The organism is Planctopirus sp. SH287 (assembly GCF_056500625.1).
On sequence record NZ_CM151403.1, the window covers coordinates 4,994,239 to 5,017,333 of the forward strand.

The 23,095-nt window shown below is 54.3% G+C and carries 17 protein-coding genes; 8 read left to right on the forward strand and 9 right to left on the reverse strand.

Annotated elements, in window-relative coordinates; translation table 11 throughout:
• Nucleotides 1-128: 128 nt before the first annotated feature.
• Nucleotides 129-1,067 carry an AAA family ATPase gene (locus SH287x_RS18565; protein WP_479515875.1) on the reverse strand — a complete coding sequence of 313 codons (939 nt, stop codon included), beginning with the start codon at nt 1,065-1,067 and terminating at the stop codon, nt 129-131.
• A gap of 524 nt (nt 1,068-1,591) precedes the next feature.
• On the opposite strand from SH287x_RS18565, the gene SH287x_RS18570 reads away from it, so the two are divergent.
• The 3 genes from SH287x_RS18570 to SH287x_RS18580 all read left to right on the forward strand — a co-directional run bounded on the left by SH287x_RS18570 (nt 1,592) and on the right by SH287x_RS18580 (nt 5,390).
• Nucleotides 1,592-2,734, forward strand: coding sequence for a UDP-2,3-diacylglucosamine diphosphatase (locus SH287x_RS18570; protein ID WP_479515877.1), 1,143 nt, complete (start codon nt 1,592-1,594; stop codon nt 2,732-2,734).
• 45 nt (nt 2,735-2,779) lie between these two features.
• Nucleotides 2,780-3,982 carry a BtaA family protein gene (locus SH287x_RS18575; protein WP_479515878.1) on the forward strand — a complete coding sequence of 401 codons (1,203 nt, stop codon included), beginning with the start codon at nt 2,780-2,782 and terminating at the stop codon, nt 3,980-3,982.
• 136 nt (nt 3,983-4,118) lie between these two features.
• Entirely contained in the window at nt 4,119-5,390 is a 1,272-nt protein-coding gene (locus tag SH287x_RS18580; protein ID WP_479515879.1) for a DUF6807 domain-containing protein, read from the forward strand.
• Nucleotides 5,391-5,527: 137 nt separating this feature from the next.
• On the opposite strand, the gene SH287x_RS18585 is transcribed toward SH287x_RS18580, so the two are convergent.
• Nucleotides 5,528-7,009, reverse strand: a complete 1,482-nt coding sequence (locus tag SH287x_RS18585; RefSeq protein ID WP_479515880.1) for a UTP--glucose-1-phosphate uridylyltransferase — start codon at nt 7,007-7,009, stop codon at nt 5,528-5,530.
• 150 nt (nt 7,010-7,159) lie between these two features.
• Nucleotides 7,160-8,656, reverse strand: coding sequence for a hypothetical protein (locus tag SH287x_RS18590; RefSeq protein ID WP_479515881.1), 1,497 nt, complete (start codon nt 8,654-8,656; stop codon nt 7,160-7,162).
• A gap of 143 nt (nt 8,657-8,799) precedes the next feature.
• Here SH287x_RS18590 and SH287x_RS18595 point away from each other — a divergent pair, with 143 nt between their 5' ends.
• Entirely contained in the window at nt 8,800-9,732 is a 933-nt protein-coding gene (locus SH287x_RS18595; protein ID WP_479515882.1) for a 4'-phosphopantetheinyl transferase family protein, read from the forward strand.
• A 192-nt stretch (nt 9,733-9,924) separates the two neighbouring features.
• Here SH287x_RS18595 and SH287x_RS18600 read toward each other — a convergent pair whose 3' ends face one another.
• Nucleotides 9,925-10,113 carry a hypothetical protein gene (locus SH287x_RS18600; RefSeq protein ID WP_479515883.1) on the reverse strand — a complete coding sequence of 63 codons (189 nt, stop codon included), beginning with the start codon at nt 10,111-10,113 and terminating at the stop codon, nt 9,925-9,927.
• A gap of 695 nt (nt 10,114-10,808) precedes the next feature.
• Nucleotides 10,809-11,009: a carbon storage regulator gene (locus tag SH287x_RS18605; protein WP_479515884.1), complete on the reverse strand. Its 201-nt coding sequence runs from the start codon at nt 11,007-11,009 to the stop codon at nt 10,809-10,811.
• A 267-nt stretch (nt 11,010-11,276) separates the two neighbouring features.
• Here SH287x_RS18605 and SH287x_RS18610 point away from each other — a divergent pair, with 267 nt between their 5' ends.
• Both SH287x_RS18610 and SH287x_RS18615 read left to right on the forward strand, forming a co-directional pair.
• Nucleotides 11,277-12,494 (forward strand): Gfo/Idh/MocA family protein, encoded by a 1,218-nt coding sequence (locus SH287x_RS18610; RefSeq protein ID WP_479515885.1) that lies wholly within the window; start codon nt 11,277-11,279, stop codon nt 12,492-12,494.
• A 111-nt stretch (nt 12,495-12,605) separates the two neighbouring features.
• Complete coding sequence (locus SH287x_RS18615; RefSeq protein ID WP_479515886.1) at nt 12,606-13,445, forward strand: MBL fold metallo-hydrolase; 840 nt, start codon at nt 12,606-12,608, stop codon at nt 13,443-13,445.
• A gap of 48 nt (nt 13,446-13,493) precedes the next feature.
• On the opposite strand, the gene SH287x_RS18620 is transcribed toward SH287x_RS18615, so the two are convergent.
• The 3 genes from SH287x_RS18620 to SH287x_RS18630 form a co-directional block, all read right to left on the reverse strand.
• On the reverse strand, nt 13,494-16,985 hold the full coding sequence (locus SH287x_RS18620) for a PVC-type heme-binding CxxCH protein (RefSeq protein WP_479518735.1): 3,492 nt from the start codon (nt 16,983-16,985) through the stop codon (nt 13,494-13,496).
• Nucleotides 16,986-17,206: 221 nt separating this feature from the next.
• Nucleotides 17,207-18,172: a metallophosphoesterase family protein gene (locus SH287x_RS18625; RefSeq protein WP_479515887.1), complete on the reverse strand. Its 966-nt coding sequence runs from the start codon at nt 18,170-18,172 to the stop codon at nt 17,207-17,209.
• A 60-nt stretch (nt 18,173-18,232) separates the two neighbouring features.
• Nucleotides 18,233-19,129 carry an alpha/beta hydrolase gene (locus SH287x_RS18630; RefSeq protein ID WP_479515888.1) on the reverse strand — a complete coding sequence of 299 codons (897 nt, stop codon included), beginning with the start codon at nt 19,127-19,129 and terminating at the stop codon, nt 18,233-18,235.
• Between the two features lie 170 nt (nt 19,130-19,299).
• On the opposite strand from SH287x_RS18630, the gene SH287x_RS18635 reads away from it, so the two are divergent.
• Complete coding sequence (locus SH287x_RS18635; protein WP_479515889.1) at nt 19,300-20,646, forward strand: hypothetical protein; 1,347 nt, start codon at nt 19,300-19,302, stop codon at nt 20,644-20,646.
• A gap of 142 nt (nt 20,647-20,788) precedes the next feature.
• Here SH287x_RS18635 and rpsR read toward each other — a convergent pair whose 3' ends face one another.
• Nucleotides 20,789-21,073: a 30S ribosomal protein S18 gene (gene rpsR / locus SH287x_RS18640; RefSeq protein ID WP_479515890.1), complete on the reverse strand. Its 285-nt coding sequence runs from the start codon at nt 21,071-21,073 to the stop codon at nt 20,789-20,791.
• A gap of 362 nt (nt 21,074-21,435) precedes the next feature.
• Between rpsR and SH287x_RS18645 the strand changes: the two genes are divergently transcribed.
• A complete protein-coding gene (locus SH287x_RS18645; RefSeq protein ID WP_479515891.1) occupies nt 21,436-23,085 on the forward strand; it encodes a M28 family peptidase in 1,650 nt (549 codons plus the stop codon).
• The last annotated feature ends 10 nt before the right edge of the window (nt 23,086-23,095 follow it).

Genomic DNA, 23,095 nt, shown 5'->3' on the forward strand with positions numbered 1-23,095 from the left:
CAATTCCGCTCCGCGATCACGAAATCCCCAACGATCGGCCCCCACCAGCCCTCCAACCGATTACCAACCAGCAAAAAAACACCACCCCCACGCCCTGGTGAGATATCCGGGCTAGCCGAACGTCGTGATCAGGACGGAGTGGCTGTCTTATTGAGGATCTGCCGGATAACGGCTTTCGATCGCTCACGCTGCCCTTCTCGCATCACGCCTTTCAACACAATCCGGTGAGCCAGAACCGCCTCGGCCAGTGCCTTCACGTCATCGGGGGTTGCATAGTCACGCCCACTCAGAAAAGCCTGGCTTTGCACCGCCCGATAGAGCGTAATGGCCCCGCGGGTGCTGACCCCCAGCTGCAGTTCTTCGTGATGACGTGTCGCGGTCACCAGATCCAGAATGTAATCGTTGATCGAATCGTCAACCTTCACTTCACGGGTTGCCAGTTGCAGTTGCCGCAACTCGTCGACAGTGATGACCGGGCCAATGCGATCGACAGGTTGTCCGCTACGGTGATGCACGAGAACATCCTTTTCCACATCCCGGCTGGGATAACCGATCTCCACACAAATCATGAAGCGATCGAGCTGGTTTTCTGGAAGTGGATAAGTCCCTTCAAACTCAAACGGGTTCTGTGTGGCCAGCACAAAAAACGGAGCGACCAAAGGATAAGTGGTTCCTTCAATGGAAACCTGTCCTTCGCTCATGGCTTCCAGAAGCGCACTTTGCGTACGCGGCGTTGTCCGGTTGATTTCGTCGGCCAAAAGGACGTTGGTGAAAATCGGCCCCTTGCGGAACTCGAAATTCCCCAGATTCGGAAGATAAACACTCGATCCCAGGATATCGCTGGGAAGCATATCCGGGGTGAACTGCAAGCGGGTGAAGGCGCAGTCCAGACTTTTCGAGATCGCTTTGGCCAGTGATGTCTTTCCCACACCGGGAGCATCTTCGACCAGCAAATGCCCCTCGGCCAGTAACGCAACCAACGACCGACGAACAGGCTCTGGCTTACCCAAAAGTGCCAGGCCAATGTTCTGCTCTAATTTTGCGACAAGTGCGTGTAGGTCTGCCACCCGAGGTTCCTGTTGACAATGGATCTGCGGAATAAGGCCAACCTGCGCTGATCGTCGCGTGAACTGGATCCCATCTGACTCTTGAGCAGGGAGCCGATGGATTCATACTCACTTTTCCGGGCCAGCGCTGGCCGCAATCATCTTAGAATCCATGGTCGCTCCCGTGCCACCACACACGCCTTGTTCTGATGAAGAATCTATGTGGGCGGGATCATATTGCCGCAGAACTTTCACAGAATTTCTCAGCATTGCTGAAACCACTAACGACCGTGATTTAGGGTAACTACTGACCTGGTTCTGTTTTAAGTGAGCACGGGATTCGCGGAACTTTCACCAGAGATTCATCGCGAAACCATCTTGGTATGGATGATAACTGAGACTGGGGAAATTCTTTTCGCAGTGTTGGCGAGCTTCCCCGGTGAAGCCGTTTTGCCGATTGTCCGTTCAGGCGGTTCCTGGAGACCGTTTTTTCGGCACATGGCAGGGCGGGTCATCTTGCAGGAACATCCTGCCGGGAGTTACGCATGTCCTCCATGATTTCCGCTGTTTTCAACGACACGTTGAACGGCGACCGTTCTGGGTCAAACCAGGCTCGGACACACCTGAATCGGGAAAGCCAGGGTCGGTTTTCTCCGGTTGGGGCTGAGTCCCAGCTACAGCCGTTTTCACCACCACGGGATGCCGCCGAGCATCTGGAGTGGAATTGGCGTCCGCTTCGTCAGGATTCCCCGCGAACGGATTGGCCGGAAGAATTTCCAGCACGCGGGCAACTCTCCCCGATCGATCTCCGGACAGATCGCCCGATCCGCACGGTGTTCATCAGCGATACCCACCTGGGGTGTCGGCATGCCCATGCCACCGAACTGCTGGATTTTTTGCGAAGTGTTGAGCCAGAATCACTTTATCTCGTGGGTGATATCATCGATGGGTGGAAGCTCAAAAAGTCATTCGCCTGGAAACAGGTTTATAATGACATTCTTTCCCGCTTGCATGAATTAGCCGCTGGAGGCACCACCATTTATCTGACTCCCGGAAATCACGACGCCTTCCTGCGACGATTTCAGTGGGGATTTGATTTTGTCACCATTCAAGACGAATTTGTCTTTGAATCCGCCAGTGGTCAGAAATATCTGGTGATTCACGGCGACAAATTTGATGTGGTCGAGCAGAGCGCCCAATGGATTTCCGGCGTTGCCTCCATCGGTTACGACCTGCTCCTCTCGGCCAATTGGTTGTTCAGTCGCTGGTTTCAGGCCCCGGCAAGTGGCAGCTATTCCTTCAGTGGTCGCATCAAGCGAAGTGTCAAGCAGGCCGTCCGTTACATCAGTTCTTTCGAGCAGCGACTCGCCCGATATGCCCTCGAGAAAGGGTGTGAAGGGGTCATTTGCGGACACATCCACACACCGGCACACGACCAGCGCCATGGAATCATTTATTGTAACACTGGAGATTGGGTTGAGAATTGTACGGCGTTCGTGGAATATGCTTCAGGTCAGCTTAAACTGATCCACTACTTTGAAACCCCCTCCATGCGGGAATCGGGCACCGCAAATCCCTGCGGTGAAAACGTCCTTTCAAGAGATCGTCTCCACAACTTGTCGCTTCCGGCATTGGCCTGTGCCTGCAGTGAACCGACAAGTCCTCATGTGGTGGCCGCTTCTTGTTAAGGTCGCCTTTTCCCCCGCGTGAAAATTGCGGCCGGGAACTGACGAATGGTTGTCGAAAAACTCAGCAAGACCTGGTTCAACCTCGTTCATGGTCGGAATCTGGTTTACAACCAGTGCTGGGAAGACCCCCGGCTTGACCGGGTGGCACTCGAACTGACAGCGGAAGATCGCGTTGTCGTCATTACCTCGGCAGGCTGCAATGCCCTGGATTATGTGCTGGCCGGAGCGGGCCATGTTCACGCGGTCGATATGAATCTCCGCCAGAACGCGCTGCTGGAACTCAAGCAGGCTGGCGTGCGTGCTCTCGAATACGAAGACTTCTTTCAGATCTTTGGTCGCGGCGGTCACCCGGATTGGGCAAACGTCTATACCAAGAAATTGCGTCCTCAACTCAGCGATACCACTCGCAAGTTCTGGGATCGGAAGAAGGCTTTTTTCACAGGTGACACTCGGCGGAAATCATTCTATTTCCACTGCACCTCGGGGACATTTGCCTATATTATTAACGTCTATATCGACCGGATTGCCAAGGTGCGCGACGGCGTCAACGCCATCCTTGCTGCCAGCAGTGTCGAACAACAGCGCGATATTTTTAAGCAATACAAGCTGGCCGAATCGCTCTGGAGACCGTTCATTCGCTGGGCCATGCGCCGCGATATGACATTGGCCTTGCTGGGGGTGCCGCGTGCTCAGCGCAAGCAGATTGATGAGCAGTATCCCGGCGGCATCCTTCAGTTTGTGATGGATCGCGTGGAAGCCGTCTTCACTAAGCTGCCTCTCAAAGACAACTACTTCTGGCGCGTCTACCTGACCGGCCAATATACTCCCGAATGCTGCCCCGAGTATTTGAAACCAGAAGGTTTTGCCAAGCTCAAGGCCGGTGCGATTGAGAACGTCAGCACGCATACCAACCATGTTCTGGGCTTCTTGCAGGAAACACCGCACAAGATTTCACGGTTCATTCTGCTCGACCATATGGACTGGCTCTCACGCGATCCTGCGATGACCATTCTCACGCAGGAATGGCAAGGAATCATGGATAAAGCAGCTCCCAACGCTCGCGTCCTGTGGCGGTCGGCTGGTCTCAATGGCGAATTCGTCAATCCGATTCAAGTGACGGTCAACGGCCAGAAGAAGACACTCGGCGAAGCTCTTCAGTACAACCGCGCTTTGGCAGAAGAACTGCATGCGAAAGACCGCGTGCATACCTATGGCAGCTTCTGTATTGCCAATATCAAAAACACATAAAAGCAATGTGGCATGAGGTTTCAGAACAGGAGCCGCCAACGACGCTGAACAGGCCCGGCAATTGTGGTCAGTTGATGAACGGAAGCCTCTCGAGACTTCCGTCAGTGACCCTCGCCTGGCTCAAGGAGAGTTTCCCATGATCCGATTTCCGGGCTGGCTGGCTGTTGTTGTCTTACTGTTGCTTGCGACAGCCTTGCCCGGCGTAGCAGCAGAAGCGGTGATTGTGGAGATTGCCGCCGGAAAATGGGATCGGGAGAACGTTCCCCTCGCGGTCAAGTTGCCAGAATCTCTTGTGAAGGCCCCTGCCTGTTCGGTTGTTGAAGTCGATTCTCAGCGGACTGTTCCCTGCCAACTTGAAGCCGGTTCCCCACCACGACTTCACTGGATGCTGGAGAACCTTCCCGCAGGAAAAACGCGGCAATACCTGATTTCACCACACTCCAACCAGAATCCACCGCCTACCAATCCCCCAACAGCCAATCCGCAAGAATCGGCCGCAGTCACGGCCAGGCTCACCGGGCAGGCCATCACGCTCTCGGTTGATAGGCTGCCCGTGCTGACATATCAGATCGCTGAAATGCCTTCGGCTGATCCGTCCAAGCCTTTCTATCAGCGCAGCGGATTCATTCATCCTCTCTATGATCCTCTGGGCCGCGAGTTAACCGACGCCATGCCTGCCGATCACATGCACCAGCACGGAATCATGTTCGCCTGGGTTAATGCCGAGTTTGAAGGCCGGAAGGTCGACTTCTGGAACAGCCACAAGTTGCAAGGTGAAGTTCGTCACAAGCAACTGAAAGAATCGACCAGCGGCCCCGTCTTCGCCAGCTTTTCCACCACGCTGGAACACGTTGATCAGACGGCTCCCACTGGCCCGAAAGTGGCTTTGAATGAACTCTGGGAAGTTCAAGTTTATCGACGAACCGACGGCTTCCTGTTCGATTGGAAATCGACGCTTACCTGCGCCATTGATTCACCGCTAAAACTGCTTCGCAACGATTACGGCGGCCTCTGTGTCCGGGGAAACCACCTCTGGCAGACTCCGGCTCTTTGCGACTTTCTCACCAGCGACGGCAAATCACGCAAAGACGGCAACCACACTCGCCCGCGATGGTGCAATCTCACGGGACAACTCCCCGCGCGTGACGGACAAGCTCCTGCCGGAGGGATCACCGTCTTCGATCACCCCAGCAACTTCCGCTTCTCTCAGCCCGTCCGGTTGCATCCCAGTATGCCCTACTTCTCGTTCACGCCCGTTGTCCTGGGGGCGTTCACCATTGAACCGGGGCAGCCTTACGTCACCCGCTATCGCTTTTTTGCTCAGGCGGGTGCTCCCGACACCACGGAGATTGACCGACTCTGGCAAGACTATGCCAACCCGGTTTCAGTCGTTGTTAAGGGCGAGTAATCACCGCGATGATATTCAAAGCTTGAGCGGTTCCTCTCTCTGATATGCACTTATATGTAGCGTTCTGGCGGCGTAAAGATCCAGATTTTTCAGGAGAAATGACGCCCATACGCCGCCACGCTGAAGCTGGAACGGATTTAACGTCGACAGATCGCATCGAGTGCGGGCAGATCAAGATAAAGATCCGACTTGAACTCTGTCCCCGCAGGTAACAGCCGGGCTAACGTTTCGACATCCCGCGCGACCAGCGGGCTGATTTCAACTTTCACACCCGGAGAGACCTTCATACCGGCTTGAATCAGCCAACTGCGGTGAAGGTCGAGCAGCGCCTGCCGCACCAATGTCGGAGAGTCAGCGCCATCCCGGTTTTTCACTGGATGAAACTCCCGCGCGCGATCCGCTTCGACCACCAGTGACCGCTCGGCCAGTGGCAAGGTATCAAAGATGAATCGTTCAAATTTCCAGGCATTCGGCTCTGATTTCGCGACAACCTCCCCCGTTTGAGGATCAAACCAGGGAACAGGTTTGTGAGCCACATGGACAGGCAAGGCTGACCGCTCACTTAATTCTTTGAGAAACGCCAGATCGAACAGATGAATCGCCGTGTTGCCGGCCCATAGCTGCAATTGGCCCAGTGCATCCACTCGTTGAGCCAGTTCGGGCGGCATATCGCTGTATTCGATGATCTGGCTGGCCCCATCGATCGAAACGACCACGCCCATTCGTTCGCTGGCCGATTTCTTGGCGACGACTTTTGTGGAGACCTGGGAGTTGTATTTTTGATGCCAGCCAAGGAATGCCGGGTCAGCGAGAATCGCAGCAGGATTATCAACCTGGTGATAAAAGAGAGTGGTTCGCCCTTCGTCCAGAAACTTTTGCAGCAAGCCACTCTCACGAAACGCTTGCAGCATTCCCCCATGCCCGTCGGGACTCATGGCCAATGAATCGGCAGAAGCCAGGAGAGGCTCACCATGAGTCGTGTCGAGTGCGGGCATATTTCCCTGTTTGAAGAAATAGACCTGCTCTTTTTTTAATCCCAGATAATTGTTGGCTTCAAAGTAAGCGATCGTCGCATCATGGGTCGCATCGCTTGTCATGAGGCAGTAAGGCAGCGTTGATCCGGTTTCTGCGTCAATCGCGCGAATCTGCTCGCAAAACTGCTGAAACAACGAGGTCTGGCTCAGTGGCCCGATCGGAAACTGGCCTTTGGGAAGCTCGAATCCCAGCCGTGTTCCCTGCCCACCCGCCACAACCATGATCACAACCTGGCCGCGTTTGAGCAGTTCCCATCCCTGGCGGTGGGCTTCGCGCCAACTGGAGAAATCATTGGCATCTTTGGGCTGACGGATGAGTTGCTCGGGAGCCATGGCACGAGCGGAAGGCGATTCATGGGCTTGCTGAGGATCCACCGCTTTGGAACGTGTCGCATCCTTCAAAACATTCCAGTCGGTCGAGATCACCTGCTGCGAAAGGTGGAGCTGGCTGGCAGGCTTTAATCCCTTTAACCAACCTTCCAATCGAACAAAACCAGCGTCTGCCAATTGAGCAAGCGCTTGCTCAACGACAGGCTCCTGGCCATTCGTTCGATGAAAGGATTCCGACCGGCCGCCAGCATTCATGGGGTTTTCCTGCAATCCAACGATCCAATTCAGTCTATCAGAAGTGACCGCAAGTCTTGTTTACAACGCTTCAAGCTGCTGACTCGTTAAACTTAAAATCAGGGTGGAATCAGTTGTAAAATCTCGACAAGACAGGACTTTGTGTCGTTATCAGCCCGGCCCCATTCCCAGATCATAAGCTTTGAGGTTCTGCCGGTAGACGGCCAGAGCCGAGTGGAGCGTCGCCCGATCGACCTTCCATTGAGGATTCCCCTCGGTGAAGCGATTGCAATGTTCAACCAGCAGTTGATGCAAGAACTTGAAGAGGTGTCGGGGCACACGCATCTGGGAAAGAGTGCTGACCAGTTCCGATTCCGTCACGCTGCCATCGAACCATTCCAGAAGTTTGGGCGGGTTCGTGCTGCCGCTGGTGCAGGCTTTCATTCGGTCATTTGCCAGGTCATAGAGCGACTCGCCTGTCCATTCCAGCGACCGGATCATGTTCTGTTTATCGAGCCGGGAGCGTTCATAAAACTCGGAATTTTCTCGCGTCAGAAAGTGACTGATTTCAATGGGCAGCAACAGCTTGAAACCCAGCCCCGAGTGCTTCAGGAATTTGTTGTCGAACATCGGCCACATGAGATCACGCATCCGTTCGGCATTGCCGTTAATGAGATGCGGTTCATCCACGCGATCGACAATCACGACCAGACCCGTGAAACCCAGTGTTCGTAAGACACTTTGCAACTTGGAGAGAAACTCATAACGGTCGTCGCTGCGATCTTTCGCAGGAACCGGCTGAGCGACCAGATCGCGCGTTTCAAAGCCAGCCAGCACTTGCTTCAAGGCCATCAACGGATGATTGAGCACACGAACCTGCCTGCAAACCTTCCACGAGAGCCAAAGCAGTCGCGTCTGCTTCACCAGCCACGGGCCCCACGCCACCAGCAGAACCAGCCAGGGCCAGACTCGGCCCCATTGATTGAGGGATCCGTTCTGTGCCAGCAGCCCAAAGAGAAGCACGGTGACCACGGCTCCCAAGACTAGTTCCCACCAGCTTGTCCAGTTGGCAAACCGCAGCTTGCTCCGCAAAGAATTCCACCGTGTCGCAGGATGAGTGCTGCGGGCTTTGTCAAAAAATGCCGCCAACAACAGCAGGTCGCGTTTCTGTGAACGTGACAGACTCGCCAGACGATCGGCATGAATTTCAAACGCACCGGGACGAGACGAAAGGTTCTCTTCCAGAACATCATCTACCAACCGTGTCGTGGCAATCGACAGGATGGCGTCCATATGATCCCACAGCTTCCACTGATTCAGCGAACGCTCGGGGCGCGAGGAATGCGGAGCCACATGCCGGCGGAAATTATCGAGAAACGGGTTGAAGTCGTCATACTCAATAACATAGACCCGGTCATTGGGATTTTTCAGGTTATGTTCGGCAATCTGCTCGACAACCTGCATACGCAGAGCGGTCTTGCCGCTCCCCTTTTCGCCAAAGACAACGGCGGTTGAGGGTTCACCGGGATTGCCACAGATTTTATCCCAGGCCGGATGAAATGTCGCCTGGGCACAAAACCGCTTGAACAGCGGATCGCTCTGGGCGTCTTCCTGACTGAAGGGATTTTGTGAAAGGCCGTGGTGTTCCAGAAACTGCTGGATCCGCATGAACAACCTTTGTTGATGAAGGCATAATCTGTTGACCGCCGACATACGGGTTGGCTTCCGCTTGCCGACAACATGAGCTATCGCACAGAATACCCCTTCTCCCGAAACGACCGCCAGTGACTCTGGTCGACCCTGGGTAGCCCATGGAAAAAATCACCAGAATTTCAAGATTACCCCCATCGTCCGCTGTTGCCGAAATTCAGGCCAGTGGCGAGCAGGATTGGCCCAATTGGTCACCTGGTTGGTCACCCAATTGTCTGGCCTCTCAACCTGCGCCTGCTCACATCGCTCTTCAGGAAAATGTGACCTGCACACCGATCCATGTCGTGCGCGTCCCGCTCTCCATCTCCGCAGAGCGACAGCAGGCATTGCGAAAACTGCTCTCACCCACTGAACTGGCCCGAGCCGACCGGTATCGGTTTCCTGAAGTGAGCCGACGATTCATCGCCTGCCGGGCGGCTCTGAAAACATTACTGGCCCACCTGGCAACCCCAACTCCTGTCGCGGTTCAGGATATCGAGTTGATACCCACGGCAAGTGGTAAGCCCACATGGAACGGGTCATCTGATGACTTCAGCGTGAGCCACTCAGGCGAAATGGCACTCATCGCGATTGGCCCCGGCAGGCTGGGCGTCGATCTGGAAGAAGCAGCCCGCACCACCGAATGCCTGCGGCTTGCACGCCGATATTTTGCCCCTGCTGAAGTCTCCGCTTTGGAATCGTTGCCAGAGTCTTCTGTGCAACGCGCTTTTTTTCGCTGTTGGACTCGCAAAGAAGCCTATATCAAAGCGATTGGTGTCGGGCTGGCTTATTCGCTGGAAGCGTTTGAAGTTCCCCTGGACACGCTCACGCCTCATTGCCGCATTCCAGCAATTAAATCGCACGCTCGTGACGCTACGGAACTCACCCGCTGGACATTAATCGATGTTCAGCCACACGGGCACTATGAAGCGGCGCTTTTTGTCGAAAGACCGTTGGCCACAAATTCAGAAACCACGCCAACTCCTCCCCGTGTCATCCGCACAACACTCGACTGGGAAGCTCAGGATCCTTTCTCGCAAGTCGTCCACGTCTGACGCATCGCCATGGAAAATCCCGCTCTGCTGACGACCTGAGAAAAAAGTATGGGGGAAAAAGTAAAAGCAGGGCCGAACTTCCGAAGAAATTCTCCCTGCTTTCACTTTGCTGATGCCAGAGATTGCCACAGCGAATTCGCCTGGATTTTATCAGGCGTTATCAGGATCGTGACCATTTCTGGCAATCTTCAATTAGCGATTGCCGCGGAACCATTCACGAATCCGCTCATTTTTACGGCGTTCAAGTTCCATCAGGCGGGCAAAGAATCCGCCTCCCGCAGGACGGTTAACGACAACGGTGCGATTCTGAGCCGCTTCAACCGTTCCACCAACAGCCAGAGCGGCACCAATGACAGCCAACGCGCAAATCTTACGAAGCATATTTCAGTCCTTACTTTCGATCCCTCGAAACACCTGGGAAGAACTTCGCCCAAGCTCGTGCTGGCGATATCGTCCATAAGGAACCTGAGTGACAAACTCTCCCCCGATCCTTCCGGCTAATCTCAGCTGAACCCTTCCAACGTGCCGTTCTTGCCGGTTATACCGCCGCTGCACCGCCTCCAGGATGTGGCATTATGAATACTGTTTTCGCAAAAGTGTCATGCTTTTGGCTTTGAGTTGACACATCAGCATCACAGGAGTTTCGTGCCCTGCTTGCGGATTTGAGCAAGCATGCTCTGCGAAACGAGGGAAGATCGACCGCAAACTCACATTCGGCTGCTCACTCAGAGCAGTGAGCATGGCGTGAAGAGCCTTGAATTCCCACTACGGCATGGCACGAGGCGATCTGCCGGGGAATTTCACCTCGCAAACAGCCATAGGTTTTCCCTATGGCGACCTGATTGGCACAGCAAAGCCTGAATCTGAATAAAAAACAAAACCCATACCGGGTGTCCCCAGTATGGGCTAATCAACAGAAATCAATAAAAAGTCTCGAAACCCAATGATTGAATCAGAAGTTTTCTGAATCAGAAATCATCGGTGAGCACTCTCCAGCAACGCCTTCAATCTTTCTGGACGTGCCGACGATTCAGCAGAACCACGCTGAGTCGGAACGGCAGGGCCAGTCGGCGAAATCAGGAGTGATGGATATCAATCGTGTGGGTTGTTGTGGGGGCCTGATCGGTGTCCGTGCAGAGTTCCTCGCGAACAATGTTCATATCGCGGGGAGCCTCAATACCCAGCCGAACGGTATTTGGCCCGATACGAACGATCGTCACTGTGACGTTCTCGCCAATCAGGATCTTCTCGCCCGGCTTGCGTGACAGCACCAACATAACCCACCCCCTTCGTGATCCGAATTCGCGTCCCTGTGAATCGGCTGACAGCTTCTAGACCGCCGATATCGCCCTCCCCGCAAGCTCTTTCTAGCCGTTGCGTGGTCATTCCGATGGCGTCGTCAAGAAGATATCAACGCAGGGTGCGACGAATCCAGTGTAAAATCCGCAATTTCTGCCGAAGTTAGTGTTCATAAATGAAAAATACAGGATGTGCTCAAAAAACAGGCTGCCTAGATTTTGGGCAGCAGTCCTTCGGCTGCCATAATGGCGGGTTTTCGGGTGGGTTGCCAATCGCTTCAATCGCCAACTTGTCGACTCCGCTTGATTTACTGGCCCGCTTTCGGAAAGCTGCCTCAATCGCATTCGCACTACGACGACCCGACTTCGGAAAAGGCTCATCAAATGATCCGTATTGGCATCCTGGGCATCGGATTTATGGGATGGACTCACTTTTCCGGTGCTACCAAGATTCATGAAGATGGCCGCCTGGCTGGTTCAAAGCTCAAGGGGGGAGCCGTCACTGCCATCTGCACGCGCAGCGCAGAAAAACTGGCGGGCGATTGGACAGGCATTCAAGGAAACTTCGGCCCACGCGGCGCCAAACTCGACCTGACAAAAATCAGCGCTTACGACCAGCCTGCCGAAATGTTTGCTGATCCCGATATCGACCTGATCGATATCTGCCTGCCCAACGACCAGCACGAAGAAATGGCCATTGCAGCCCTGAAAGCCGGTAAACATGTCCTGGTCGAAAAGCCTATCTCCATCGATCTGAAGTCGGCTGACCGCATGCTGGCTGCCGCCAAGAAGGCGGGAAAGCTGCTGCTGGTCGCCCATGTCCTGCCTTACTTCCCCGAATTCCAGTTCGCCGCCGAGTGCGTGGCGAACCAGAAATATGGGAAATTGCTGGCTGCTAACTTCCGACGAGTCATTTCCAGCCCCAAGTGGTCAGAGGGGATGTCCGATTTCACCAAGCTTGGCGGCTGGGGGATCGACCTGCATATCCATGACAATCACTTGATTTCATTGATCTGCGGCACTCCCAAGCAGGTCTTCTCTCGTGGATTTGTTCAAGAAGGTTTTCTGAACCATGTCCACTCGAACTATGTCTTTGAAGACAGCGGGATCGCCGTCTCTTCGATCAGTGGGGGATTGGGCGCACAAGGCCTGGATTTCGCCCATGGCTACGAACTCTTTTTTGAGCAGGCCACCCTTCTCTTTTCCGCAGGGACTCTTGCAGGTCAATGGTGCACCGACCGGCCTTTGACCGTCCTGACCAAAGGCAAAATGACGCAGCCGAAGCTCAAGGGAGGAACAGAATGGTGTTCGGCTTTCACCGCTGAACTTCAACAGGTTGTGACCGCCGTACAGACCGGGCAAGTGCCTCGCGGCTTATCTGCCGAGTTAGCCCGTGATGCTCTGGCCCTCTGTCATGCAGAACTGGCCAGTGTCAACACAGGTAAGCCGGTCAAAGTCTCTTGATCCTCTGAGGATCGTGAGCACAATGACCTCCTGACGAGGAGTTGGCGATGTCCATGCCACTTCCCTTCCTCGCCAATTTCTGATCGTCGATGAACGAGTATTGAGAGACTCATGCTGGAAAACCTGCCTGTCCACCAACTGACTGTCGGCGACCTCACCATTGAAGGTTGGTCGCGAGCGGCGGTGCAGAGTTACTGGCGAATCCCTGAGCTGAAAATTGGCTTCGATCTGGGAGGAACTCCCTGGGACTTCATCGGCACGCCCACCTTCTTTATCACGCATGCCCATCTGGATCACATGGCCGCCCTCCCGGCTTATGTGGCCCGGCGCAGAATGATGAAGCTCGATCCACCAACAGTCTATGTCCCCGAAGAAGTGGTCGACGATACCGAACGCATGCTCCGTGCCTGGCAAAAGCTCGACCGCGGACGCATGCTGGTCAACCTGATTGGTGTGAACGCCAGTTCGGAAATTGAGCTGGGACGCGAGTGGCTGGTCACCACTTTCCCCACGCAGCACACCGTTCCTTCCGTGGGCTATCTCGTCTGGAACCGACGAATGAAACTGAAGCCCGAATATCAGGGATTATCCGGCGATCAAATCCGGGATATCCGCCTGGCGGGAAATGAAGTCACGGCTGAAATCCGTACACCCTGGATTGCCTACACCGGAGACACCGCACCAGCAGGATTAGATCGTTGTGAAGCGATTTACCAAGCCAAAGTATTGATTACCGAGATGACCTTTTTCCGCCCAGAACACCGCCGCGAAAAGGTTCACAAATTTGGCCACCTTCATCTGGATGACTTTATCGAGCGCAAAGATCGATTCCAGAATGAACTGATCATTGCCATGCACTTCAGCACGCGATATCCCACCCCGACCATCGAAAAGGCGGTCATGAAACGATTGCCACCTGAACTCAAAAGCCGCATGAAACTCTGGCTTTAACGCGATCTCCCGTGACAAAGATCAAGCTGGGACGGTTTTGGTGCGGCACTATTTCGTGTCGCTCGTCACGCGCAGTTCCCCCCAGTAAGCAAACTCATAAGCCCAGTCGTTGGCCTCATTGAGCACCTCAATCACTGGCTGGGTTCCTGCGAATTTCGTCAGGTCAATTTCACGGAAAGCCCAACCGTTCTCTGCCGTGGTTTTGCCAATGATCTCGCGGTGAATCACCTGACCATTCACTTTGACGACCAACCGGAAGTCACCACGGGAATCATGAGCCACATCCACCAGCAAGCGGCTGGATTGATCCGCTGGCAGGTCAAACACCCCTTTGGCGATCATGGGTTTCTTCTGATCGACAGGGTGCGTGCGAACAACGGTTTTCTTGCCCGCATATTCCTTGAGCAGACCCACACCATGCAGTCCCGAGGCAACTTCTGCAAAACCAGGGGCCACGGTCTGGAAGATGGAGCCAAATTCCGCCGCGTTCGTCGTTTCTTTTGGCGGAGCTTCCAAGGCACCGGGAAGCTGCCGGGCTGTGGGATCACCGGGCGGCTTATCAAGAATGACATACGCCATTAGGTCAGCGATTTCCTGCCGCGAAAGCTGCTTTTCAATCCCTTCCGGCATCAATGACAATTCACTTAGCTTGGACTCTTCGATCGTGCTCCGGGGAACGATCTCTGTCTTCCCCCCTTGAACCTTCAAAATCACCCGTTCGGGAGAATCTTCAATCAGCAGGCCACTCAGCGCGCGGCCATCATCAGTGATCACTGTGCATGACCGATACCCGGCTCCAATCACAAGGTTCGGATCAAAGATATTAGAAAGAAGCTGTGGATAGTCGTTCCGGCCGTTCAGCGTGATCTCCGGGCCAACATCGGCTCCTTCGCCATAAATCTTGTGGCATTGCCCGCAGACCTTGCTGAAAACCAACTGCCCGCGAACGGCATCACCGGGAGTGGTACGAACAAGATGCCGCATTTCAGCCACAACTCGCTCTCGCTGAGGATCGCGCCCCGTACGCACTTGCCCCCAGACTTCGCCCAATCGCTGAGAAAGCTTTTCATCTCCCAGATCAGCAATGCGGCGTGCTTGAAGCGAACTCAGCGCCGCGACAGGGATCTGCTTCTTTTCCATGGCTGACAGCAAGGCCATGGCCCAGACCGGCCGCTGGGTCAGCAGTTCAAGGGCTTTGGGCTGGAGGTCAACTTCCAGCCGAGGGTAATAATGGAGGGCAAACGGGCCGACTTCAGGATCATCCAGTCGAGACAACGTCGCTAGCAGCTTCCCTTTGAATTCAGCGGAAACCGGCGGCTTACTGTCAAAGATCGCGGCCATGCTGCGGAGCACTTCATCCTGACCAGCAGCGACCAATGCTCCGGCGGCTGCTAAACGCTCTTCGTCCTTGAAGCTCGATGACTCCAGCGCTTTGCGGGCAGCCGCGTAGCCTTCCTGATCTCCCCATGTGGTCGCCAGCAACGCTGCGGGGACGAAATGAACATGGGCCTGATCAGCCACCAATTTTTGAACTGCGGGATTGATCGCATGACGTATCGTCGCAAGGCGTTCGCCTGACAATTGACGAGTTTGAATCTGCGCTGCGAGGACATTGAGCACTTGCCGTGCAGAATTGCTGGCAGGATCGGACGTGAGAATCGTCGATAACACTTTCGCATCGGGATGGGGTTGAGATAGCACCCAGTCAATCAGGCGACCATCCAGTGATTTCGCCAGCGGGCTGGAGCGGTATTCTGTCGATGCCAGCAGATCACCCAGGCGTTCCTGTCGCTGAGAGTAAAACGCTTTGAGAGTCTGCCAGGCGAGACGATGGAGATGTGCATCCTCTCCCTGTTTCGCAAGAGATGCTTTGAACGCCCGATGCAGAGCATCATCAGTCACGCCCTGCTCTGCTGCTCGCGTCATCGCAATCAATGCCTGCAACCTCACGGTATCCTGAGCGTCTGACAAACCGGCACTGATCTGCTGGACGATGAGCGCTGCGGCTGACGGATGATCTGTTGGTGCCTTCAAACTTCCCGGCGCGGTGCGAAGTGCCCACACACGGATCAAGGGATCAGCGTGAGCCGTTGCCTGACGGATTTGCTCAGGATGGAACCCTGGTGCAAAGGTTGCGATTTGAAAAAGTGTTCGCTGAAGAGGCGTCGCAGTCGCCCCGTCGAGTGCCCGCGCCAGCAGTTGTTGATGTAGAGAGTCTCCTTCGTGACCCCCTTGCCAAAGTCTTTCTTCCAGAATTCGCTGAGCAGTACCGCGAGTCCAGACATTGGCGCTTTCCAGCTTCTGCATCAGTTCGTCATTTTTAAGTGACGCCAGATCAAAATTGAACTTTCGAGGCGTCTGTTGGTAACGGACGCGATAGAGCCGGCCCTTTAAGCGATCAATCCCGGCCGGGTCACGATTTGCATCCTGATAGCAATGATAGCGATCGTACCAGTCGAGGATATAGAGCGAGCCATCCGGCCCGGTTTTCTGTACCACCGGCATGAACCAGGCATCATTCCCCGTGAGAAAATCAGGGTCACTTGTTCCGGCATAGGTCGAACCGTTGCGTTCGAGGCGGTCAACATTAATACATCCGCCATGGACATTACCCATATAGAGCTTCTTGCGAAATTGCTCGGGATAGCTATCGCTATCAAACCAGGTAATGCCGCAATAGGCTGCCTTTTGATGTTTATGTTTAACGATGGATTCGATCTTCCAGGTATGCGGAGGATAAGGCCCGCCCTGCCGGTGATAATAGCCCGTCTCAACCAGATGCCAGAGATGATCGATCACACATGCACTGACAAACGCCTGGCCATCATCATTAAAGGCAATGCCCCAGGGATTGCTGGTTCCTTCGCAAAAAACCTGAAACTCACGAGTCTGCGGATGAATCCGGAACATGGCGACGGTGAACTGCCAGCCGGGATGCTTCTGGCTCTCAGCGGCTGCCCGGTTAGGATTGTCTTTCCCATAACGCACATGGCTGGGATTGAAGACGCCATTGAGTCCATAAAGCCAGCCATCAGGCCCCCAGGTCAGCGAGTTGGGAACTTCATGCGTGTCGGCGCGCCCAAAGCCAGTGACGACAACCTGCGCAGGGCCATCGGCAATGCCATCGCGATTGGCATCAGGAACAAACAGAAGATCCGGCGCGTTGGCCACCCAGACCCCGCCATGTCCCACTTGAATACCACTAGGGATATTCAGCCCATCAAGAAAAACCGAGAATCGATCCGCTTTGCCGTCGCCATCGGTGTCTTCTAAAACTTTGACGCGGTCTTGCCCAGGGCCAGGACTGTGCCGCGGATATTCCAGTGATTCGGTAATCCAGAAGCGGCCTTTTTCATCGATGGCCATCGCCACAGGATTAACGATCTCAGGCTCATTGGCGACAACTTCCACAGTAAAACCGTCAGGAACGGTCATCATTTTTGCAGCGGTCTGGGCATCCCGTGGATCGTTGGGGGGCTTCTCCTGACGATGAGGAATCACCTGTCCCTGAAGTGAGCCGATGGCTCCCAGGCCAATCATCCAGGCACAGGCCAGTGAAACGATTCCCCATTGGATAACAAGACGTCTGGACAAGCAAGCAGGCATTCTTGAAGACCTTTCAGGACGCATCAGTTGTTGCGAATGTATCCTAAAAAGGAGGTTAGCCCGTTGCCATTAGTTCTCGCGTCCAACTATTTGAGATATTTCACCTCACACTCGAGTTTCATTTTGTCTACTGGGGCAATTCATGAAGGGATTCTTCAGCCAAGCTTGATATCCCGATTGCTGACAGCCGGCTGAATGATCGCTGGCGGATGACTCGCTTCCGTTGCCCCGGCATCCCAGGGAGATTTGCCCACCCACCCGGTTTTCCGCCCCTCCACATGCAATGTGCGGTTTGACAGATCCACGGTGACAATCGCCCAGAGTGGATCTTGATAAGGACAAGTGCTTTTCAAGTAAGGATGGCGCTTGTGAGTCTCGGCGTCATAACTTTCATGGGCATATTTCTCTCCCATCCAGTAATAGGCGGCACTATTGATCTGAAGATAAGGGATCCCGTTTTCTGGCTTCACATAGTCCTGATGAAGATGCCCGGCAAAGACAGCCAAAACGGGTGATGAGCCGCCAAGTGACGCTTCCAGAATCTTCTGAATCGAAGACCGGTTTTCGACACCTGAATCAGTATCGAGCGGCTGGTGAACAAGCACAATCACTGGCTCTTTCGATGATTTCAGTTGCTCCTCAAGCCAGGCCGTCTGCTTCTCTCCAATGAACCTCTTATAGCCCTTCTGCTTGCCACCAGGCTCGTTGCCATCCAGCACTATGAATCGCAGCCCGCCTTGCACAAAGGTGTAATAGCGATCGGGCATGCCATAGAACTTGACCGTCTGTTCTGGCTTGAAACCACCATCCATGTCATGGTTTCCCAGCACATGGTATTTCGGCCCGGGGAAAGTCTTCCAGATGTCAATGATTTCCTGATTGGCAGGTTTCGGAACACAGAAATCACCCAACTGGCAAATGAAATCGACCTTCTCCTCCTGCATCGCCTGAATAAACGCTTTCAGTCGAGCCGGTGCGTCGGGAATGACGTCCTGATGCAAATCAGTAATGATCCCGAATCGTAACGGCTGGGATTTGTCTGCCCCCTGAGCCATAACAGCTGGCAAGGCGATCATGGCCGAGCCAGTGGCCAGAAAATCGCGGCGGGTCAAAACGTTCATTATTAGTGATGTCCAAAGAAGTTAATCAGGAGAGGGCAGAACACGTCCAATACTGACGACTTATTTCACCAGATGCTCATCAAACCAGCCCACTAATTCCTGCATGGCCTTTTGCATATCGGCTGGCGGGAAGCCATGGCCGGCATCAGGGTATTCGATCAGCTTATTCACAACCTGTTTTTCATCGAAAGCGGCGTGAATATTTCGATTATGAAAAATCGGGACAAGGTCATCTTTGGCTCCCGCAAGAAGCAACGTGGGAGCGTCATCCGCACTGACATGAAACAACGGCGAATAGACTTTGGCCTGTGACATGTCGAGGTTCAATGCCGGAAAACGATCATAGGCAGGCAATCGATCCTTCGCCCCTTTGACAGCCACCGTGAGATCGGTCGGAGCCACAAACGCCACAACAGCCTGCACCCGGTCACTCACCTTGTTCACGGGATCAGCATCCTGGGACAAGCCATCATCGGCGGTTGTCCCCAACGTCAACGAGAGATGACCTCCCGCACTGATACCGAACACGCCCAACTTATCGGGATTCACGCCAAACTCGGCGGCATTCTTGCGAATATAACGCACACTCCGGCGAACATCAGCAACAGCGTCAGGGATCCCGTAACGAGGACTGCTTCCATGTCTCACGGCAAAGACCGTAAAGCCCTTGGATGTCAGAGCCGTAAACATTCCTTGCAACTTCTCGGGAGGCGACCAGTTCGAATACCAGCCACCACTGACAATGAAAATGACGCCAATCCCTTTGGCATTCTCTGCAGGCGTGAAGACATCAAACGTCAAAGCCAATCCATCTTTATGCCCATAGACCACGTCGGGCGTGATTTTCACTTTGCTATCCGCCCCAAACACAGGAGAACCAGTGCCAAACATCTGAGCACCGATCCCTGCCATCAACGCCACACCGGCCAGCAGGCCAGAACGGAAAGCCTGTGTCATGACAAATACCTCAATAAGAGAATGTGAGCGACAACATCTCGGCCGGAACATGAACCTCAAGTCAATCCGACAGAGAAGAGTTGACCGGGAATTGTTTCCATGATCAAGTTCCTTTGCCAAAGTCCGGCATTCATTTTTCCAGAGACGCATTGAAGGAAGACCCTCCCAACATGACGACGCTACCGGCTTCTCAACCGCCACGTCGTCGACTGATTCCCGAAGCCTTCTCGAAATGGGTCACCAGTACGACCGGCAGCCTCGTGTTACTCATGCTTCTGGCGGTCGCTGTTCGTCTGGGAGGGATGATGCTTCGCTCCGGTTCCCTTTCCATCGACCGGGATGCCTATCTTCTGCTCGCAAAAAACATCGCCAGCGGCTTGGGGTTTGTTGACACAAACGGCACTCCCACCGCCTTCCGCCCTCCGCTGTTCCCGCTTCTTCTGGCACCACTTCTTCAACTGACGTCTGTTCCCAAAGCTGTCATGACGATCCAGTTGGGACTCTCATTGGTTCTCATCTGGGCAACGGTGCAAACCGCCTTACGGCTGTGTTGCCGGAGGGGAAGGAATGACCTCGCCGCCGGCTGGCTGGCCGGCCTGCTCGTCGCCATCAATCCTCTTCTGATGGTTTATGCTGCTCAGCCGATGACCGAAACACTGGCAGCGACCATCGTCGCTCTCATCGCCTGCGGAGTCGCATTCGCTGCAACATCTTCGCACTCGCAAGGACGATTCCTCATGGGCCTGCTGGGAATCCTCCTGGGGTTGGCCACGCTCACTCGACCTGCCTTGCTGTTATTAATTCCCTGGACAGTCATTTGCCTGGTCTGGTCTCCTTCCCAAGCAGAAGCGGGCACACGAGTACGCTCACAATGGCCGGGATTACTCCTGCTGCTTGTGGCAGCCAGTTTACCCATCGGGATCTGGACACTCCGCAATGCCGTTGTCATGAAACATCCCATCGCCACGACAACACACGGCGGTTACACCCTGTGGCTGGCCAATAATCCTGTCATTCAGAAGCATGAGCAAACCTCGGGCACATCGGTCTGGCCCCCCGAAGCATTTGCTCAATGGGAAGCCGATAATGCCACAAAGCTGGTCGGGCTTGATGAAGTCGAACGCGACCGTCTGCAAGCCGCCTGGGGACGCGAAGCCATCCTCAATAACCCGGCTGGTTTTCTGCATGGGGCCACTCTTCGCATGAAATACTTCTGGAGTGCCGTGCCGCAAAGCCAGGGAGAACATCAACTGCCGCAATCCTTCCGCTGGATGCTGACGTTTTTTTATGCCACGCTCTATGTCAGTGCAGCGATCGGAGCCTGGAGCCAGTTACGCAGCGGTTCATTGTGGGGATTCTGGGCTGTAGGAACGATCGTGCTGGTCGCCGTTCCTCATCTGGTCTATTTCAGTAACGCCAGAATGAGAGCACCCATTGAACCCCTGTTGGCAATCCTGGCTGGTCTGGGCATGCTCGCTCTGAAGAAACGCTTTGGCCTGATTTTACGCGATCAGTAAGGCGGTGATGGCCAGGTCTCACAAAAAACAAGCCCACTGGTTAAGGTGTTGCACCTCAATCAGTGGGCTGAATCGATCAAAAACGGATGTCAAACACAGCTCATCGGCAAAACGTCATTGCGATGCCCGCAATAGACAGCGGTTATTCTTCGGCAACGTATGGGAGCAGACCCATGAAGCGTGCCCGAAGAACGGCGTCGCGGACAGCGCGCTGGTACTTCACGCAGGTGCCAGTCTTGCGACGGGCCAGCAGATTCCCTTCACGGTCGATCATCGAACGGAGGGTCTTCAGATCCTTATAGTCCACAAAAATGGGACGTGGTGGCTTATCGCAACCATCAGGACAGAAGCGGCACTTCAGCTTCTTCTTGAGGCGCTGACGCTTCTTGCGAAGCTTCTTAATTTCTGTCTTCGTATACTGAGCCATAAAATCCTCTCGGGTGGAGACCTGGGCGACAGGCCCGTTTCCAGGCAATTCTGGAAACGCAAAGAACCCTCTGCCCGAGCAAAACGCTGCGAGGGAGAAGGAACTGCACATAGCTTGTGCGTCCGTGTAGTATCAATAAGCTTGGGAAAACTTGCAACCGAGCAGTCATGCCTTCATTGGATTTACCTCAACTTCATAAACAGCATGGCTTTGTGTTGATTGTTCTCTTCAGGAATGACGCAGGAAATCTCTTACGGCATGCACTTTTCTGTCACAATCAGCGGAATAGGACGTAGAGAACAATTGGGTCAATCAATTCTGTCCGCTGACCTCAACTCCAGCCCTTGATCAGGAAATGCAACATGTCGCGGTTCTCAGGGGCTTGGACAGTTTTCTGCCAGCGATGGTTTTTAGCTGTCGGCATGGTCATGAGTTTGAGCATCAGCCATAGCCGAACGGTTCCTGCCTTCGCGACAGAAACGCCCACTTCCGTCACGTCCAGCATTCCTGAACTGGCAGGTTCCACCAGCACCTTACATGCGGCCACAATGGCTAAAGCCGAAGCCAGCATTACAACCACTTACCTCAAACAAGTGGCAGGCGTGCTGGCCAGTGATTCATTGGAAGGCCGGAAAGCGGGGTCTCGTGGAGGAAAAGCCGCTGCGGCCTATCTCGTGACGGAACTGAAAAAGACAAAGCTCCAACCCGCAGGAACGAATCTCTGGTTTCAGGAGTTTCGCGGCGAGTGCAAAAATATTCTCGCGAAGAAGCCCGGTGTTGATCCCCTGCTGAAAAACGAAATCATTCTGATCGGTGCTCACTACGATCATGTCGGCTTTGGGAATTCGGAAAACAGCCGGGGTGGCTGGGGACAGATTCACAACGGAGCCGATGACAACGCCAGTGGCACATCGATGCTGCTGGCTGTTGCTCGAGCATTGGATGCACTGCCACCTTTGAAGCGGACAATCATCTTCGCCTTCTGGGACTGCGAGGAGGACGGCCTTCACGGATCAACACACTGGGCCAACAGTCCGCTGATGCCGGCCGGTCAAGTTCGTAACGTGATCAATGCCGATATGATAGGCCGCATGCGTAAAGATCTGGTCAAAGTGCAAGGCTGGCGATCACAACCCGGGTTACGCCAAGCCCTGGCCCATGCCAATCGCGAAACACAACTCTTCGTAAAGTTCGACGACACCGTAACTCCTGACACAGATCATTGGCCTTTTTACAGCCGACGCATTCCGGCGATTCAAATCGATACCGAACTGCACGACGACTACCACCGCCCCACCGATGACGCTGACCGTCTCAATTTCGACGGGATTGAGCGAATTTCCCGCTGGGTCTTTCACCTGGCGGCAGACCTGGCGGAACGCGATCAGTTGCTCCCTTTTCGCAATGAAGTCTTCGAGGAAGTCCGACAGGGTGTTCGCTACACCACTCCACTTGCAGCATCCCCTCCACGGCTTGGAATGACCTGGAATGGAGACGCGGGAGAGCAAGGGGAAATCATTGTGAACAGCGTGCGACCGGGTGGCCCTGCTGACACTGCAGGAATCGCAGCCGGTGATCGGATTCTGGCCTTTGGCCCTTATCATGAATTGAATACTCAGCGGATGAAATCGTTAGTGGTTTCCGCTCCTCAACAAGTGGCCGTGGCATTGGAAAAAAACGATGGCACTCGAACCACAGTGCAAGTCACGCTGGCCGGTATTCCCGTACGTGTCGGGCTGGCAACTCGCAGCGATGCCGCCCTGCCAGGCGTCGTGGGTGTCACCGATGTCGTGCCACTTTCACCAGCAGCCGTCGCCGGCATTCAACCCGGCGACTGGATCTATCGTGTGGATGATCAACCGGTTGGCACCATTCAAAACTGGCGTCGCACGGCTGACGCCATCGACAAGCCCACTACCATTGAAATTGAACGCCACGGTCGCCTGATGACGTTTCTTATTGAACCCATCCTGTTTCAGGAACAGATCCGTGAACAGAACCGGGAAGAATGACCTGGAAAAA